General features: G+C 44.2%; 15 protein-coding genes. 10 read left to right on the top strand and 5 right to left on the bottom strand.

The annotated features are described in order from the left end of the window. Positions 1-48: 48 nt before the first annotated feature. A complete protein-coding gene (locus tag ACMVP2_RS08790; protein WP_339789428.1) occupies positions 49-783 on the bottom strand; it encodes a hypothetical protein in 735 nt (244 codons plus the stop codon). 664 nt (positions 784-1,447) lie between these two features. Between ACMVP2_RS08790 and ACMVP2_RS08785 the strand changes: the two genes are divergently transcribed. After that, on the top strand, positions 1,448-2,422 hold the full coding sequence (locus ACMVP2_RS08785) for a hypothetical protein (protein WP_416867435.1): 975 nt from the start codon (positions 1,448-1,450) through the stop codon (positions 2,420-2,422). A 59-nt stretch (positions 2,423-2,481) separates the two neighbouring features. On the opposite strand, the gene ACMVP2_RS08780 is transcribed toward ACMVP2_RS08785, so the two are convergent. Together ACMVP2_RS08780 and dxs are read right to left on the bottom strand one after the other, a co-directional pair. After that, entirely contained in the window at positions 2,482-3,261 is a 780-nt protein-coding gene (locus ACMVP2_RS08780; RefSeq protein WP_416867434.1) for an alpha/beta fold hydrolase, read from the bottom strand. 18 nt (positions 3,262-3,279) lie between these two features. Then, entirely contained in the window at positions 3,280-5,199 is a 1,920-nt protein-coding gene (gene dxs, locus ACMVP2_RS08775) for a 1-deoxy-D-xylulose-5-phosphate synthase (protein ID WP_416867433.1), read from the bottom strand. 166 nt (positions 5,200-5,365) lie between these two features. On the opposite strand from dxs, the gene ACMVP2_RS08770 reads away from it, so the two are divergent. Further along, a complete protein-coding gene (locus ACMVP2_RS08770) occupies positions 5,366-6,154 on the top strand; it encodes a segregation and condensation protein A (RefSeq protein ID WP_317488550.1) in 789 nt (262 codons plus the stop codon). Positions 6,155-6,206: 52 nt separating this feature from the next. Here the strand turns inward: ACMVP2_RS08770 and ndk are convergent, their stop codons facing one another. After that, positions 6,207-6,626, bottom strand: coding sequence for a nucleoside-diphosphate kinase (ndk, locus tag ACMVP2_RS08765; RefSeq protein ID WP_317488549.1), 420 nt, complete (start codon positions 6,624-6,626; stop codon positions 6,207-6,209). 195 nt (positions 6,627-6,821) lie between these two features. Here ndk and ACMVP2_RS08760 point away from each other — a divergent pair, with 195 nt between their 5' ends. From ACMVP2_RS08760 to secDF, 8 genes are all read left to right on the top strand, one after another. Continuing rightward, the gene (locus tag ACMVP2_RS08760) at positions 6,822-7,853 is read left to right on the top strand and encodes a DHH family phosphoesterase (protein WP_416867432.1); all 1,032 of its coding nucleotides are present in this window, start codon (positions 6,822-6,824) and stop codon (positions 7,851-7,853) included. Next, positions 7,846-8,757 (top strand): FKBP-type peptidyl-prolyl cis-trans isomerase, encoded by a 912-nt coding sequence (locus ACMVP2_RS08755; protein ID WP_416867431.1) that lies wholly within the window; start codon positions 7,846-7,848, stop codon positions 8,755-8,757. Before ACMVP2_RS08760 ends, ACMVP2_RS08755 begins: the two co-directional genes overlap by 8 nt. A 3-nt stretch (positions 8,758-8,760) precedes the next feature. Then, entirely contained in the window at positions 8,761-9,243 is a 483-nt protein-coding gene (locus ACMVP2_RS08750) for an FKBP-type peptidyl-prolyl cis-trans isomerase (protein ID WP_416867430.1), read from the top strand. 13 nt (positions 9,244-9,256) lie between these two features. Next, positions 9,257-9,823 (top strand): FKBP-type peptidyl-prolyl cis-trans isomerase, encoded by a 567-nt coding sequence (locus ACMVP2_RS08745; RefSeq protein ID WP_416867429.1) that lies wholly within the window; start codon positions 9,257-9,259, stop codon positions 9,821-9,823. An 8-nt stretch (positions 9,824-9,831) separates the two neighbouring features. Further along, complete coding sequence (gene rdgB / locus ACMVP2_RS08740; RefSeq protein WP_416867428.1) at positions 9,832-10,431, top strand: RdgB/HAM1 family non-canonical purine NTP pyrophosphatase; 600 nt, start codon at positions 9,832-9,834, stop codon at positions 10,429-10,431. After that, on the top strand, positions 10,428-11,057 hold the full coding sequence (gene udk / locus ACMVP2_RS08735; RefSeq protein WP_416867427.1) for a uridine kinase: 630 nt from the start codon (positions 10,428-10,430) through the stop codon (positions 11,055-11,057). Before rdgB ends, udk begins: the two co-directional genes overlap by 4 nt. Positions 11,058-11,110: 53 nt before the next feature. Then, positions 11,111-11,521 (top strand): hypothetical protein, encoded by a 411-nt coding sequence (locus tag ACMVP2_RS08730; protein WP_416867426.1) that lies wholly within the window; start codon positions 11,111-11,113, stop codon positions 11,519-11,521. 163 nt (positions 11,522-11,684) lie between these two features. Continuing rightward, positions 11,685-14,672, top strand: a complete 2,988-nt coding sequence (gene secDF, locus ACMVP2_RS08725) for a protein translocase subunit SecDF (RefSeq protein ID WP_339791232.1) — start codon at positions 11,685-11,687, stop codon at positions 14,670-14,672. A gap of 342 nt (positions 14,673-15,014) precedes the next feature. Here secDF and ACMVP2_RS08720 read toward each other — a convergent pair whose 3' ends face one another. Then, a complete protein-coding gene (locus ACMVP2_RS08720) occupies positions 15,015-16,064 on the bottom strand; it encodes a hypothetical protein (RefSeq protein ID WP_416867425.1) in 1,050 nt (349 codons plus the stop codon). Between the last annotated feature and the right edge of the window lie 21 nt (positions 16,065-16,085).

Raw genomic sequence — 16,085 nt, 5'->3', positions numbered from 1 at the left:
AAAGGCCTCAACTGAGGCCTTTGATTTTTTATGAGTCGGAGTGAGGGATTAAACAGCTTCGCCTTCTGGCTTAAGTCTGTTGATTTTGAATGGCTTACGCTCCTTATGTCCGCAGTAAGAGCACTCATAGTATTTCATCATTTCACCGTCTTCATCATTAGTAGCCGTCCTTGTAACTTCTTCTTTCATCACCCTCAGGGTTTGATAGTTACACTCGCTGCACTGTAGTGCATGAAGTCGACCATTGTACTTTTCAATCTTCACATAACCTGACACTTCATCAATCCAAACGTCATAGTCCACGGAGAAGGCAAGTTCTTCAGCCTGCATACCTTCGTCAAGGTATTCGTCTTCCTCTTCTTCGCTCAGAAGCTTCATCTTGCGACCATCGGGAGACAGCCTTGGAGAGTATCTCAATTTCTTAAGACGCTTCTCAATATAGAAGGGATAGTAAAACTTAAGTACGTTTTGAACAACCACGCCGGCAATGATGCCAAGCATAGAACTAACGAATATCCTTACGAAGAACCAAAGAACACCTGTTTGATCAACCAGTGTATTTGAATACAGAGCAGCACCAATGATTATAAGAAGAAAGGCATACCACAAAAAGTTAATCTCGTTTTTGTTGATATAGTCATATTTAGTTTTCTTATCACCGATAGAAGCTAATCTGAGGAAATGATAAATAAGGACAACTAAACCGATAGCAACTAAAGCATAAGCCCCATATTTCCCATAGGTGTTCCAAGCTTCAAGCAGACTAGGTGAAATTTCTTGCATAGCGATTCGACGTTAATAGGTTCAAAAGTAAGTTTTGTTCGATGTAAGGTTTATGTGGCAATTAAATAACTCTTTCGTTGTGAGAATTGCACATTTACAGTATTGCAATGTACAAATATATTTAATTCAGCATTTATTCAATCTTATAAACAGCTAAAATTAAAAAAAAAATGGCGGCAACCAAAAGTATTAGAATGCCGGGACGGGTCGTTTTGGGCTGCCACTCAATGTAATATGCTAAACAAAAAGGCAGGTATACCTGTTTGACTTTCCTGTGGAAGGCAAAAATAGCACTCTCTTTCGCAACTTTTTGATGAAAATCTGGTTCAATAGTAGAAATACCTATTATTAGGTATGGAATTTGCAGGTGGTTATTGGTACCTTTGGGTAGTTTATTGACTCTTCAATTTCATTACCCCAAAGCCAACCATAATTATTAGAATGCCTCAATATAAATTGGGAGCATAGATGTTGTTAGCAACCCAAATTTTTAACCCTAAGGGCAATTAGGCCTCTGTTTGTTATCAAAGTGTAATTTTTTTGTAAAATCTCATTTGACCTGATAAAAACGTTGGTAAAATTTAAAAATAGCATTAACTGGGTATAAACTTTAATTTTTACGATATAATTCATAATCTTGCAAACCAATTCAAATTATTTAACCATGAAAAAACTATTTAGAAACTTATTGTTCTTTAGTGCAATCGGATCTGTAGCCATTTTGGCAAGTTGCGGTGGTGACGAAGAAGAGCCACTACCAACTGCACCTTCAATGGAAGTAGAAGTAGAAGGTGTTGAAGTAACAGGGGCAGCTATTTCTGCTGTTGAGGGTGAAACGGTTACTTTTACAGTAACAGTAACAGCACCAGGTGTATTTAACACATTGAATGTTACTCCTTCTGTTGATGGAGTTGCTGGTACATCTACGCCATATCCAAGAACTGCGTCAAATGTTACTTTATCAGAGGAAGGCACTGTGGCTGTTATTGGCCTGACCTACACTTTTGATGTTGATGACGTTGATAAAGATTTGTCATGGACTTTCGAGGGAGTTGACGATAGCAACCAAACAACAGAGAAAACTTTTACAGCTACTGTTGAAGCAGCTCCTGTTGAAGTAGTTGTGTATACTGAAACACTTATTGGTGGTCAGTCTAATGCAACCCTAGGAAGCTTTTATGATGCGGAGGAGAACAAAGTTTATAAGTACGCTGAAACCAGAGATACTCATTCAGCCAGCGTCGACTTCTTGTTTTTCTATGGTGACACTAATAAGTACGCAATTGCTGCAATGGATGATGCCGATGCAAATACTGCATTTTCTGCTGCCCTAAACGTTACCAATGCGCTGTCTGCAATCATGCCAACTAAAAACGCTACTAAGTTTAAGGTAACCACATTGACTGCTGCACAATTCGACGCAATCGGAGATGTGGACGCACTAGCCAGTGCTTATGGCGAAGTGGCGGCAGATGCTTCTAAAGTGAATAACCTAGAAGCTGGTAAAGTGTTTGCGTTTGTTCAAGCTTCTGCAAGAGGATCAAAGAAAGGTCTTGTAAAGGTTGTGAAAACTGATGGAACTTCTGGAACTAACAGGTCGATTACTGTTACAGTTAAGATAGAGCCATCTGAAGACTAAAAATTTGCGTTCAAGCAAATAAATGTAAAGGCCATCCCAGCGGGATGGCCTTCCTTTTTTTACACCAACGAGCTCAGCGCCTTTTTGCACGCTTCCGGCTTCTCATACATGCCCATGTGGGCCGTCTCCTCCAAAAGCACAAACTGATCAGACCTTACCATTTCCTTCATCAGCAGACTTTGTTCTAGTGGCACGGCACCGTCTTTTTCACCGGCTATGATGAGCTTTGGCTGGCCAAACATTTTAAGTACTTCGCTTCTTTCGGGCCTGTCCCGCATGGCAGCAGTGTAGGCGGTCAGAGTATCAAGCCTGGTTCTTCCCGCAAGGTCAACTACTTGCTGCACAATGTCCGGACTCTTTCTTCTAAAGAGGCTGTGGAAAAGGCCAGGGACAAATTCAGTGGTAAAGCTTTCTACCCCACTTTTGTTGACGTAATCAATCACCTTGTTTCTTGTTGCCTTCTTTTCCGGAGAATCAGCAAAGACAGTAGAGTGAAAAAGGCATAGGCCACTCAGGCTATTCTCATATTTTTCTGCCAGGGCCAGCGCCACATAGCCTCCCAGTGAATGCCCGACAACAATCGGGTCAATCTGTTCAGGTTCAATCACTTGCTGGTAAATAACCTCAGCCACCCAATCAATAGAAAGTGGGTGGGGGAACTCTAAATTGCTCTTCCCAAACCCGGGAAGGTCTACGAGATAGATTGTTCTGCCTGGAAAAGCCGACAGCATGTTTTTCCAGATGCTATGGTCTTCGCAAAAACCGTGAAGCAAAAGCACGGGAGAGTCATTCGAAGAGGGTAGCTCTTCGTGGGGGAGTTTCTTTACAAATAGGGCCATATGGCCAATATAGTAAGATTATTTTAGTACGCCGGACGGCTCCAGCAGTTTGATGGCTGCCTCATAAATTCCCTGGGTATCAAAGCCGCATTCGTGGTGCAATTCATGCTGCTCTCCGTGCTCAATCACATCGTCAGGGATTCCGAGCCGCACAATTTTGGATGCATAGCCGTTGTCGGCCATAAACTCGATGATGGCACTTCCAAAGCCGCCTTGCAAGCAGCCATCCTCAACAGTGATTACGTATTTGTGAGTTTTGAAGATCTCATGCAGCATCGCTTCATCCAATGGCTTCACAAACCGCATATCGTAATGGGCTGCATTCACATGGTCTTCTTCCAGCATATAGCATGCTTCAGCGGCATAGTTCCCAATATGCCCAAGGGTTAGTATAGCCAGGTCATCGCCTTCTCTAAGCTTTCTGCCTTGCCCAATAGGAATTTCTTTGAAAGGTGTTTTCCAATTGGGCATTACGCCATTGCCTCTTGGGTACCTGATGGTGAATGCGCCTTCTTTTTGCAGCTGGGCGGTATACATGAGGTTTCGAAGCTCCTCTTCGTTCATTGGCGACGAAACGACCATATTTGGGATGCAACGCATGAAGGCGATATCATAAGCCCCATGGTGCGTTGGGCCATCGGCTCCTGAAAAGCCCGCCCTGTCGAGGCAAAAAACGACCGGCAGATTCTGAAGGCATACGTCGTGGATCACCTGGTCGTAAGCACGTTGCATAAATGTGCTGTAGATATTGCAGAAGGGTGTTAATCCCTGCGTAGCCAGGCCGGCAGAGAAAGTTACCGCATGCTGCTCGGCAATGCCTACATCAAAAGCCCTGTCTGGCATGGCTTTCATCATGATGTTCATGGAGGAGCCAGAAGGCATCGCCGGGGTGATCCCCATTATCTTTTCGTTCTTTTCGGCCAGCTCAACAAGTGTATGCCCAAACACATCCTGATACTTAGGTGGCTGAGGCACATCGTAAACCTTTTTGTGGATTTCTCCTGTCAGCTTATCGAACTTACCCGGTGCATGCCATTTTGTTTGGTCTTTTTCCGCTAAAGCGAAACCCTTGCCTTTCACCGTAACGCAATGAAGAATCTTAGGCCCGGGAATGTCTTTCAGGTCATTGAAAATCTGAGCCAGATGAGTGACGTCGTGGCCGTCTACCGGGCCAAAATATCTTAAGTTGAGGGATTCAAAGAGGTTGCTGCTTTTTATCAAAAAGCCCTTCACGCTGTTTTCGACTTTGGAAGCAATTTCCTGGGCGTTTGGCCCAAATTTGCTGATTTTCCCGAGGATGTTCCACACTTCATCTTTCACCTTGTTGTAGGTGTGGGAAGTTGTAATGTCCGTCAGGTAATCCTTTAGTGCGCCCACGTTGGGGTCTATCGACATGCAATTGTCGTTCAACACTATCAGCAGGTTGCTGTTCGCTACCCCGGCGTGGTTCATGGCTTCGAAGGCCATTCCACCAGTAAGAGCACCGTCGCCTATCACTGCTATATGCTGCTTCTGGTTTTCTTTTTTGTAGTGGGAAGCCACTGCCATCCCAAGCGCTGCAGAAATAGATGTTGAAGAGTGACCTACCCCAAAGGCGTCATATTCGCTTTCCTTTCTTTTAGGGAAGCCAGATATCCCACCATAAAAACGGTTGGTGTGGAATACGTCCTTTCTTCCCGTGAGAATTTTATGCCCGTATGCCTGATGTCCCACGTCCCAAACCAGCTGATCGCTTGGCGTATTAAAAGCGTAGTGAAGAGCAACGGTTAGTTCTACGACCCCAAGGCTGGCTCCAAAATGCCCGCCATATACTGACACATTGTCGACAATGAATTGACGTAATTCATCTGCCAGCTGAACTAGCTGTGATGGATCAAGTTTTCTGACGTCAGAAGGGTAATTGATAGTGGAAAGAAGCTCGCCGGGCTGTATCAGCATACTATTCGCAGGTTGTGATATAAGGTAATCAACTAACCAGTTCCTTAAATGTTTATCGTAACTATTGAATCTTTATGAGTCAATCAAGGTGGCAAAGGTACATTTTTTTGACTAAAGGCTTACTATTATTTATTGAGTTGATAAATTTGATGCTACCTTACTGAAAATGGATATATCACAAACCGACTCTTCAAAGTTCGAAATCAAATTGCCATTGTTCGAAGGGCCGTTTGACCTGCTCTTGTTCTTCATTGAAAGAGACGAACTGGATATTCATGATATTCCGATCTCTAAAATTACGGCCGATTTTCTTGACTACCTGCAGCACCTCGAGTCGATGAACATCGAAGTGGCAAGCGAGTTTATTCTGGTAGCTGCTACTTTGATGAGGATAAAGGCAAAAATGCTTTTGCCAAGACCTGTGCTGGACGAGTTGGGCAATGAAATCGATCCAAGAGAAGAGCTGGTTAAACACCTGCTGGAGTACAAGAAGTACAAGTCGGTGGTGGAGGAGCTCTCGAAAATGGAGGCAGACAGATTAGACAGAGAGATGAGGGGAAACCTCGAAAAAGAGCTAAGGTCTCTGTCAGAAATAAACAATGTGGAAGCCGAGTTGCAGGATATTGACCTTTACAAACTGCTGAAAGTGTATATGCGGGTGTTGGAGAGGTTTGAGTATGAGCAGAAAAAACCGATACACAATGTGGTGCAATACCCGTTCACCATTTCCAGTCAAAGGGACTTCATCATGAATAAACTGGGTGATGCTGGCAGGGTGTCGTTTGCTAATGTAATGGAGGATATGCCAACGAAAATTGCCGTGATATTTAATTTCCTTGCCATTCTGGAGCTGCTGCAAATGAGAATGATTACCATTTTCATTGGAGAGGGGTTCAACAACTTTTGGATTGAAAAGCTTGAAGGCGAAGAAGTGGTGGTGTTGCCTGAAGAATAAAAAAAGCCATGAAATGCTTCATGGCTCTGTTGTCTACTTTGGCTGGTCTTTCTTAAACCCTCTCGAACTGAGAGAAAAAGAAGCCGGCTTCGATGGCAGCATTCTCGTCCGAGTCTGATCCATGCACGGCATTTGCCTCAATTGATTTAGCAAAAATCTTACGGATGGTTCCATCGGCAGCCTTGGTAGGGTCGGTGGCACCAATCAGTTTGCGGAACTCTTCTACTGCATTGGCTTTTTGAAGCACCAGTGCAATTATCGGTGCTGAAGACATGTAAGCGCAAAGCTCACCGTAAAAAGGACGTTCCTTGTGTACTTCGTAGAACTTGCCAGCGACCTCGGGAGTCAGCTTTGTCAGCTTCATTGCTTTAATAGTGAACCCAGCTTCCTCAATCATTTTTAGGATTGCGCCGGAGTTTCCTGCGCTGTAAGCGTCAGGCTTAATCATTGAAAAGGTAATTGATCCTGCCATTTTTTGATTATATATTAGAAAGGGTTTTCAAAACGCCCGCAAAGTTAGCAGATTAATTTGTTTTGAACGAACGCTGGCACTAAATAGGCACTCCTTTAATCATTTGCGTTCGGGAATGCGTTTTTCTAATTAAAATATTCTTCTCACTTTTGCACTTCACATTTTACCTATTCTCCTCGGAAGGTATCATTTTACATGCAGCAAATTGACCAGTTCAGGGATTTACTCCTTCAACCCAAGCGAATAATCATCACTACCCATATAAAGCCAGATGCCGATGCATTGGGTTCTTCGTTGGGTTTGGCGAATTATCTTTTGGCAAAAGGGCATCATGTGGATGTGATTACCCCCACCGATTACCCGGAGTTTTTGGCCTGGATGAAGGGAAATGATGCTGTAATTAACTTCGAAGATGGAAATGAGGTGCTCTCGGCGAAGTTGATCGACGTAGCTGATATTATTTTCTGCCTCGATTTTTCCACGCTGTCCCGGATTGAAAAAGTGGGAGAGCTGGTGGCCGCCTCCAATGCAGTGAAGGTGCTCATAGACCATCACCTTAACCCGGGTGACTTCGCCGATTATAGCCTTTGGACGATAGAAGCTGCGGCAACCGCTGAGCTCGTTTTTCAGCTTATTGAGCAGCTGGGCGACAAGTCACTTATAGACAAAGATATTGCAGAGTGCCTGTATGCCGGTATTATGACCGACACAGGCTCATTTCGGCATCCTTCAACGTCATCCAGGGTTCACCGAATAGTGGCTGACCTGATAGACAGTGGTGCGGATGTCACCAAAGTGAGCAAACTAATTTACGATAATAACTCCATTGACAGGCTGAAGTTTTTAGGTTTCGCCTTTAGTCAAAGGTTGCAGGTACTGCCTGAGTTTGGTGTTGCCTATTTTGTGATCAGCAAGGAAGACCTGAAGAAGTTCAACTCAAAGAACGGCGATACTGAGGGGCTTGTGAACTATGCCTTGTCAATAAAGGGCGTGGTAATGGCTGCTACAATCATCGAAAGAGACGGGAAGGTAAAAATGTCTTTCAGGTCGATGGGAGATTTTTCGGTCAACCAATTTGCCAGAGATCATTTTGATGGCGGGGGCCACAAAAATGCTGCAGGAGGAGCCTCTACTGATAGCCTGGAAGCTACAGTTGAAAAGTTCAAGAATTTATTGCCTTTATATAAAGAAGATTTAAACAAAAACATTTCATTCTTACATGTTTAATAAAATTAAAAACCTATCGGGGTTGCTGGGACTGGCGGCTTTGGTAATTGCCTGTGGTGGTGCTGACAAATTTACAACGAAATCGGGGGCAGAGGTGTCTTACATTCGCAACGGCGAGGGAGAGAAACCTTCCGACGGCCAGATTCTTACTATGCACATTTCTTACCTCAATGAGAATGGAAATGCGCTATTCAATAGTGTAGAAGCCGGTGGAGGACGACCATTGCCTATGCTTTACAATGATTCGGCCTGGCAAACTCAGGGAGTACTTTACGAAGTGTTCCGTGAACTGAAAAAGGGAGACAGTGTGCAATTTAAAATGACTGCTGAGGCATTATTTGAGGATACATTTGGAACTCAGCTACCGGACTCTATCAAGAGAGGTAGCCAAATCACCTTCAATTGCAGCCTGGTGGATATGATGAGCGAGGAACAATATCAGGAGGAGCAGATGGCGTTGCAGCAAGCTGAAATGGAAAAAATGCAGATGGAGGCCGAAGGTCAAATTATAGTTGACGGCGAAATCATAGATAAATATTTGGCTGATAATAATATCACCGCTCAAACCACTGAGTCTGGCCTTCGCTATGTTATCACAAAGCAGGGAACCGGAGCCACTCCAACCCCTGGAAGCATGGTAAACGTGCACTACCTGGGTACTACCCTTGCAGGCGAGAAATTTGATGCTTCTTACGATAGGGGTGAGCCATTACAGTTTGTTATTGGCAGGGGGCAAGTGATTCCAGGCTGGGACGAAGGCATTGCCCTGCTTAACACAGGTGCTGAAGCCACGTTGTACGTGCCATCTTCTCTGGCATACGGACCGAGAGGCGCAGGAGCTGCAATTAAGCCAAACGAAATTTTAAAATTTGAAGTAGTGTTGGTTGGGATAGAACAAATGTAAATTATGATGAAGCGAATATCTCTTCTTTTACTCTTGGTGATTGGGCTGGTGACGTTGGGATGTAATAAGGATGATGATCCGCTTACGCTACAGGAACAGTACGACGCTATCGATAAGTACATAAAGAAGAACGACCTGAAAAACGTTCAAACTACCACAAGTGGTCTCAGGTACACAATCACCCGGGAAGGCACAGGTGCCTTCCCAAGAGTGAACGAGGTAGTTACAGTCAACTACGAAGGCAAGCTGCTGAGTGGCAAGAAATTTGATTCTTCTTATGATAGCGGTGAGCCATATAAGTTTACGCTTGGCGTTGGCAAAGTAATTAAAGGATGGGACGAGGGAGTAGCGTTGTTGCCTGTAGGCAGCGAAGCCATATTGCTGATCCCTTCAAATCTTGGCTATGGCACGAGAGGCTTTGGGGACGATATAGGGGCTAATCAGGTTTTGATTTTTAAGATTGAGGTTTTAGACAGCAAAAGATAAATAAAGTCGAGTAATGGTATTTAGAGTAAGAACAGCGGCGGTTATTTTGTTTGTTGCAACGCTGGCAGCGTCACTTGCAAGCTGCGATCTTAGCGTGAACGAGCCTGACCCTGTATTTGATGTGGAGGCGCAATACAAAAAAGACAGCATAGCCATTGATGAATATTTGGCTAAGTACGGCATTGAGGGCGTGCAGACTACGGAGAGCGGACTTAGGTACAAAGTGCTGGAAGAAGGCAGCGGGCCTGTACCCAATAAGAATGACATCGTTTCGGTGCATTTTACCATCAGTAGAATGGATAGCGCCGTAATAGAGACCACCTTAAAAGATGTAGCAATTCGCTATAATATCTATGATACCGTGTTTGCCTACGTGCCTTACAAATTCAATTTTGGTGCAGGATTTGTTTTCTCAGGCTTTCAGGTGGCAGGGCTTAAAGAAGGAAGTCAGTTAATGAAATTGAATGACAGGTTTGTGTTTTACCTGCCTTCAAAATTAGCCTTTGGACAGGTTGCCTACGGGCAAATACCAGCTAATTCACCATCCGTGTGGGAGTTGAAAATGGTTCAAATTCGTTAACGTTAGAAATGATCGAGATTTGTATTGCATCTAATAATGCACACAAGCTAAAGGAGATAAAAGAAATACTAGGGGAGAGCTATCAATTGCTCTCCCTTTCTGATATCGGCTGCACCGACGACATCCCGGAAACGCAGCCAACTATTGAAGGGAACTCGCTACAGAAGGCCCAATACATTTGGGATCATTACAAAATCAATTGCCTGGCAGATGATACGGGACTACTGGTCGACTCTCTCAACGGCGAGCCGGGCGTTATTTCTGCAAGGTATGCCGGTGACCACCGAAGCGGGGATGACAATATTGCCCTGCTGCTAAACAAACTCGATGGAAATCCGAAAAGAAATGCGCATTTCAAAACAGTAATGACCTTTATTGATGCAGGCAGCATTTATCAGTTCGAAGGAAAGGTGTTTGGAGAAATAGCTACAAAGATCACAGGTGCGGGAGGCTTTGGGTATGACCCTGTTTTTTTACCTGAGGGTAAAACACTTACTTTTGCTGAAATGGGGAGCAAGGAAAAAAATGCGATAAGTCACAGGGGCAGAGCCCTGGCAAAGTTTGCTGCCTTTTTGAAGTTTCAGCAAATGTCCGCTAGCCTAAAATGAAAGAGCCGCTCGTTGTAGGAATGACTGGAGGCAGCGCCTCTGGAAAGACTTTGTTTCTGAGTAGCCTCATGGAGATTTTTCAGGAAGATGAGATCTGCCTCGTTTCTCAGGACAATTACTATAAATCAAGAGACACGCAACCAGTTGATGAAAACGGCGTCAAAAATTTCGACACCCCTCTTTCGATAGATTTCGACGAATTTCGGCATGACCTGGAGGAGCTCAAAAGAGGCAATACGGTACACAGGCAAGAGTATACCTTTAACAACCCGAACGTCACTCCAAAGAACCTGGTCTTTAAGCCCTCTCCAATAATTATTGCAGAGGGTATTTTTGTGTTCTACGATAAAGAACTCTCCAGCCTTTTCGACCTCAAGCTTTTTATCGAAGCCAAGAACTATCTCATGCTCAAGCGCCGGATAACAAGGGATGCCGTGGAAAGGGGATATGATTTGGATGACGTGCTCTACCGCTATGAGAAACATGTTGCGCCCACGTTCGAAAAGTACATAGAGCCCCTTAAGCATGAGGCCGATATCATCATACCCAACAACCATCATTTTAAGAAAGCCCTTCAGGTGGTGGTTGCTTATCTGAAAATGGAATTGGCCGACAGAAAGGCATAAATCGACAACTTTACTGGGAAGTTTGGCGGAAAGCCTTACTTTTGCGGTTCTTTATGAAAACTCAGTTGAAAATATTAAGCAAGAAGAAAAGCATCACGCTGGCAGTGGGTCTACTGGCTGCTGTCGTAGTGGCATGCACGTCTGTTTTTCAGTTCAGCTTAACTTCTATTGATACTGATGTCGACAAAAGTGAAGTTGCTCAAACCCAGGGAGACAACGACAATTTGCAGTTTGAGGCTCCCCGTAAGGCCGACAATAGTACCGATTCGCAAAAGACGGTATACAAGATCCAGGCTGTTTCGCAGGGAATCCAACTGCATGTGACCTATAGTCCCATTGTTTGGGAGTCGTTCGACATTGATTTACCTGAATTCAAGGCGGAGATTCCGCAGCAGGTGTATAAAGCCGGTTGGGAGTATTTTAGGGTACTCTTCACAGATATTATCGCTGCCAACGCTCCTTAGAGGAGCACTTTTCCTGCAAGGCCAATTCTGGCCTGCCTATGACCTCATTAAACGTACTGCCCACGATATGACCTTAAGGGCTATGTCGCAAAATCGCAGAAGAATTTTGTGCAGCATGTTGATGAGCTATTAAAGAAACTACTGAAAAATAAACATAACACTCATGAAAAATAAAGGTGGAATAATACTACTTACCGTAGTTGTTTCCTTATTGTGTATCTACTACCTCTCCTTCACATTCGTGTCAAAAGGAGTACAGCGCAAGGCTGACCAGTATGCTACCGATGCATCGGGAACGATAGATTTTACCAAAAAACAACAATACCTGGATTCGATCTGGAACGAGCCGGTCTACAATTTTTTGGGTATTGAATTCACATACAAAGAAATAAAGGAGACTGAATTGAACCTTGGCCTTGACCTTCAGGGCGGGATGCATGTAACCCTTGAGGTGTCGCCGATTGAGATTGTAAAGGGGCTAAGCGGTGATAGCAAGGATCCGGCTTTCATCACATCGCTGAATGAAGCGAGACAAGTAACCCTGACGTCTCAGGCTAGTTTTGTTCCCGAGTTCTACGCTGCCTATCAGCGGAATGCTCCCGGCCAAAAGCTGAGCTATATTTTTGCCAATGCAGCTAACAGAGGTCGAATCAGCCTCCAGTCTACAGACGAAGAGGTGCTTGAAATCATCAATTTCGAGGTAGAAAATGCAATTGATCGTTCTTTTCAGATTCTGCGCACACGTATCGACAGGTTTGGAACGTCTCAGCCCAATATTCAGAGACTGCCAGGCACTGGCCGCATTCAGATAGAACTACCCGGAGTTGACAACCCTGAAAGGGTACGCAAGCTTTTGCAGGGTGTTGCGCAGCTTGAGTTTTGGGAAGTAAATGAAGTGAATGATATTTTCAACACACTTTCGGCTATCAATCAGCTCGTTGTTGACGATGAGGAAGCAAAGAATGCCCAAGTAACTGTTTACCCGGACTCAAGCGCCGCAGAGTCAACCACTGCATCAAATGACCTGGCTGACTTACTTTCTGACTCAACAGCTGACGATTCTACAGATTTGGCTGCACAGTTGGAGTCAGACACTTCAGACATATCATCCCTGTCGAGCGGGCAGTCACCGCTTTTCAGCTTGATGAAAGGTGGTTATGGACTGATGTATGATGTGAAGGATACTGCCAAAATCAACCGTATTTTTGAGCGCAAGGATGTGCAGGGTATGATTCCTTCGACGATGAAATTTCTTTGGGCAGTAAAACCTACGAAAATCGACGAATTTTCAACCGAGGAACTCCTGGAGCTTTACGCAGTTAAAACAAGCAGAGGCGGCAGAGCCCCGCTTACTGGCGAAGTAATCACAGACGCCCGTCAGGATCTGGACCAAAGCGCCCGCCCGGCAGTAAGCATGCAAATGAATGCTACGGGAGCTAAAGCCTGGAGAAAGCTTACAAGCGAAAACATCAATCGCCGCATTGCCATTGTGCTTGACAATTACGTTTATTCAGCACCAATGGTGCAGGGTGAAATACCAAACGGCAGCTCTTCAATTACCGGCACGTTTACGCTGGAGGAAGCCAAGGATTTGGCGAATGTACTGAAGGCCGGTACGCTTCCGGCACCAACGACTATCGTAGAAGACGTGGTAATTGGGCCGACTCTTGGTAAAGAGGCTCAGAAGCAGGGAATCATATCAATTGTGGCTGGTTTGGCCATAGTAATCATCTTTATGGTGGCGTATTATGCCAAGGGTGGCTTCATTGCCAACCTGGCACTTGCCTTCAACGTATTCTTCATACTTGGGATTTTGGCCCAGCTCAGTGCCTCGCTCACCCTGCCGGGTATTGCGGGTATAGTGCTTACCATTGGTATGGCGATTGACGCCAACGTGTTGATCTTCGAAAGGATTCGTGAGGAGCTAAGAGGTGGCGCCTCAATCAAGCAGGCAATCTCTGGAGGTTATGAAAAGGCTTACAGCTCTATCATTGACTCCAACGCTACCACTTTCCTGACAGGCCTTATCCTTTACACGCTGGGCCAGGGGCCTGTGAAAGGCTTTGCCATCACACTGATGATTGGTATCGTTTGTTCATTCTTCTCAGCTGTATTCATCACAAGAGTAATTGTGGAGTGGTGGTCTAAGAAAGGCGATGAGAGTAAGATTAGCTTTGATTCAGCCCTTTCGAAGAACTTCTTACAGGATACAAAAATAGATTTCATAGGAAAAAGGCGGTTGGCCTATATTTTTTCAGGTACGTTCATCGCTATTGGCATAGTCGCTTTCATCATCAAAGGAGGTTTAAGCATGGGTGTTGACTTCACAGGTGGGCGCTCTTACATTGTGTCGTTTGCTTCTCCGCAAACGCCATCAGAAATGAAAGTGAAGCTGTCAGACTCCTTTGATGGGCAGAGCACAGAAGTGAAGTGGTATGGTGGTGACAACGTGTTGAAAATTACTACAAGCTTTTTGATCAACAACGAATCGGATGAGGCCGACTCGCAAGTGAGAGAAGCTTTGATCAGCGGTGTGAGCAATATAACTGGTTTGCAATACACCGAGGACGACAGTAAAGTGGACGATACACACTTTACAATTTCGAGCTCTTCGAAAGTAGGTGCAACTATTGCAGATGACATAAAGGCTTCGTCTACGGAGTCTGTGGTTTTTGCGCTCATCACAATCTTCCTTTATATACTGATACGATTCAGAAAATGGCAATTTGGCCTGGGTGCCCTGGTGGCCCTGTTCCACGACGTACTCTTCGTGTTGGCAGCTTTGGCAATTGCGAACTTGTTCGGCCTTTCTTTCGAGGTTGATCAGGTGTTTATAGCAGCCATGTTGACGCTGATCGGTTATTCAATTAACGATACCGTGGTGGTGTTTGACAGGGTGAGGGAGAATATGCAACTGAGACCCTCAAGCGATAACAAGACAGTGTTTAACCTGGCATTAAACGAAACAATAAGCAGAACCACTATCACTTCTGCTACCACACTGTTTGTGGTGTTGATTCTTTTCTTGTTTGGTGGAGCAGTCCTCAAAGGGTTCTCTTTTACCCTATTGATTGGTATTTTGATTGGAACATACTCTTCGTTGTTTATTGCAACTCCAGTTGTTTTAGACTTTGAGAAGAAAAAGAAGTAAAGGTGTAAACCATCACGGAAAGAAGGAGTGCAGAAATGTGCTCCTTTTTTTATTTTCTTACATGAGAAAGATGTAAGCTGATGTTGATCGTTTAGGTCAAAGTGAGCTGGGTACCTTTGTATAGATCTTCAAGGTCTTTTGATCCAGCTACAAGAATTATATAAAAAGGGAAGCAGCTCTTAACTGACTTCCCTTTACGATTTGTCTCTACAGCCCCAGAGTCATTGGCCTGCAAAAATGACTCAACTCATTCTAGCTTGGAGCTTTAGGTTTGCTAAAGATGTCTTCAATCGCTAATCAAGAAAGAGACTATTGCTCAAGAATGGTATCGCACTTTTTGTATCAAAAGCCGCAAAATGAGTACAGGTTGCATGTTACAGTCGCTGGAGAAGGTGCGGGCGTGTCCGCCCATGAATTATAGCCACTGAAATGAAACTGCGGAGGATTTGGAGTATTCACGTTGCTGATAACAAACCATGATGCTGCCAGCGACCATTGAGGCCCATTAGTCTGGAAAGTCTGATCAAAGCATGCTCTGTCCCACCCGGATCCAAAATTATAGTCAACCATTGCATTGTATCTTGCAGTTATGGTTCGTTGGGCATCAAACCAAATACCCAAAGTCTTCTTTTGTCCCTTAGCCTCCAAATAGCTTCCAATATTATAGAATATGGGTTGGGGGAACATGTTGTTAGAGTATGAGGAGGATTGTACATAAAGCTTTAATTTGACCCTTTCTGATCCACTGGCATTAGAGTCCTCGACAAAAGTGGTTACATTAGAGCAGTACAAAGGTGAAACCGATGATGTTTTCTGGCGTAACTCTGTACTTATCGAAATTCCCTTAAGATTGGTCGCTTCTAAGTCAGACTCTGAGATACTTTTTAATTTTTTGATGTCGGAAATATGAGCGTTGACTACCTTGTTTGGGAACACCTTGTAAACCGTTTCCCCTATTTGGAAGAGCTTTTCGGTATTAATGAAATATCTATACCTTTTGTCGGAAAGCCTTCTTTCAAGCGACTTTTCACCAGCTTCATCAGAGAGGATTTCCACGAAGTCACTATTTTCTTTGGCAAAAAGCTCTATTTCTTCGATTGAATTGAAGCTGCGAGTGACGGCTCTTTCGTACACTTCGTCAGCCATTCTGCCAAATGAAATAAAGCCTTTTTGCATTTCTATTGATGCGATCTCTTCTGGAGTCTTAGACAAGTATTCATTACTTTGAGTAACAAATTCTTGGTAGTCTGCGAATGTTAGGATATCGATAGACTTTCCTGTTTTGCTATTTGGATTGATCTCCTCTTCTTGTGGAGCGCAGGCATGCATGAAAACTGAAAAAGCAAGAAGTGCGATTTGTTGTTTTCTTCTGGTTAAATGCTTTGACTTCATTGGAATTTGTTTAGTGGTTTA

The sequence above is a fragment of the Imperialibacter sp. genome (genome assembly GCF_048007035.1).
Lineage (GTDB): Bacteria > Bacteroidota > Bacteroidia > Cytophagales > Cyclobacteriaceae > Imperialibacter.
The sequence above is the reverse complement of the archived record's forward strand: the minus strand, read 5'-3'. Positions and strand labels throughout refer to the sequence as shown.

Bases quoted from the DNA above. Each gene is read 5' to 3' on its own strand.
- ACMVP2_RS08730 (WP_416867426.1), top strand. From the start codon at position 11,111: ATGAAAACTCAGTTGAAAATATTAAGCAAGAAGAAAAGCATCACGCTG.
- rdgB (WP_416867428.1), top strand. From the start codon at position 9,832: ATGATCGAGATTTGTATTGCATCTAATAATGCACACAAGCTAAAGGAG.
- ndk (WP_317488549.1), bottom strand. From the start codon at position 6,626: ATGGCAGGATCAATTACCTTTTCAATGATTAAGCCTGACGCTTACAGC.
- ACMVP2_RS08785 (WP_416867435.1), top strand. From the start codon at position 1,448: ATGAAAAAACTATTTAGAAACTTATTGTTCTTTAGTGCAATCGGATCT.
- ACMVP2_RS08720 (WP_416867425.1), bottom strand. From the start codon at position 16,064: ATGAAGTCAAAGCATTTAACCAGAAGAAAACAACAAATCGCACTTCTT.
- ACMVP2_RS08760 (WP_416867432.1), top strand. From the start codon at position 6,822: ATGCAGCAAATTGACCAGTTCAGGGATTTACTCCTTCAACCCAAGCGA.
- ACMVP2_RS08790 (WP_339789428.1), bottom strand. From the start codon at position 783: ATGCAAGAAATTTCACCTAGTCTGCTTGAAGCTTGGAACACCTATGGG.
- ACMVP2_RS08770 (WP_317488550.1), top strand. From the start codon at position 5,366: ATGGATATATCACAAACCGACTCTTCAAAGTTCGAAATCAAATTGCCA.
- udk (WP_416867427.1), top strand. From the start codon at position 10,428: ATGAAAGAGCCGCTCGTTGTAGGAATGACTGGAGGCAGCGCCTCTGGA.
- ACMVP2_RS08750 (WP_416867430.1), top strand. From the start codon at position 8,761: ATGATGAAGCGAATATCTCTTCTTTTACTCTTGGTGATTGGGCTGGTG.
- secDF (WP_339791232.1), top strand. From the start codon at position 11,685: ATGAAAAATAAAGGTGGAATAATACTACTTACCGTAGTTGTTTCCTTA.
- dxs (WP_416867433.1), bottom strand. From the start codon at position 5,199: ATGCTGATACAGCCCGGCGAGCTTCTTTCCACTATCAATTACCCTTCT.
- ACMVP2_RS08755 (WP_416867431.1), top strand. From the start codon at position 7,846: ATGTTTAATAAAATTAAAAACCTATCGGGGTTGCTGGGACTGGCGGCT.
- ACMVP2_RS08780 (WP_416867434.1), bottom strand. From the start codon at position 3,261: ATGGCCCTATTTGTAAAGAAACTCCCCCACGAAGAGCTACCCTCTTCG.
- ACMVP2_RS08745 (WP_416867429.1), top strand. From the start codon at position 9,257: ATGGTATTTAGAGTAAGAACAGCGGCGGTTATTTTGTTTGTTGCAACG.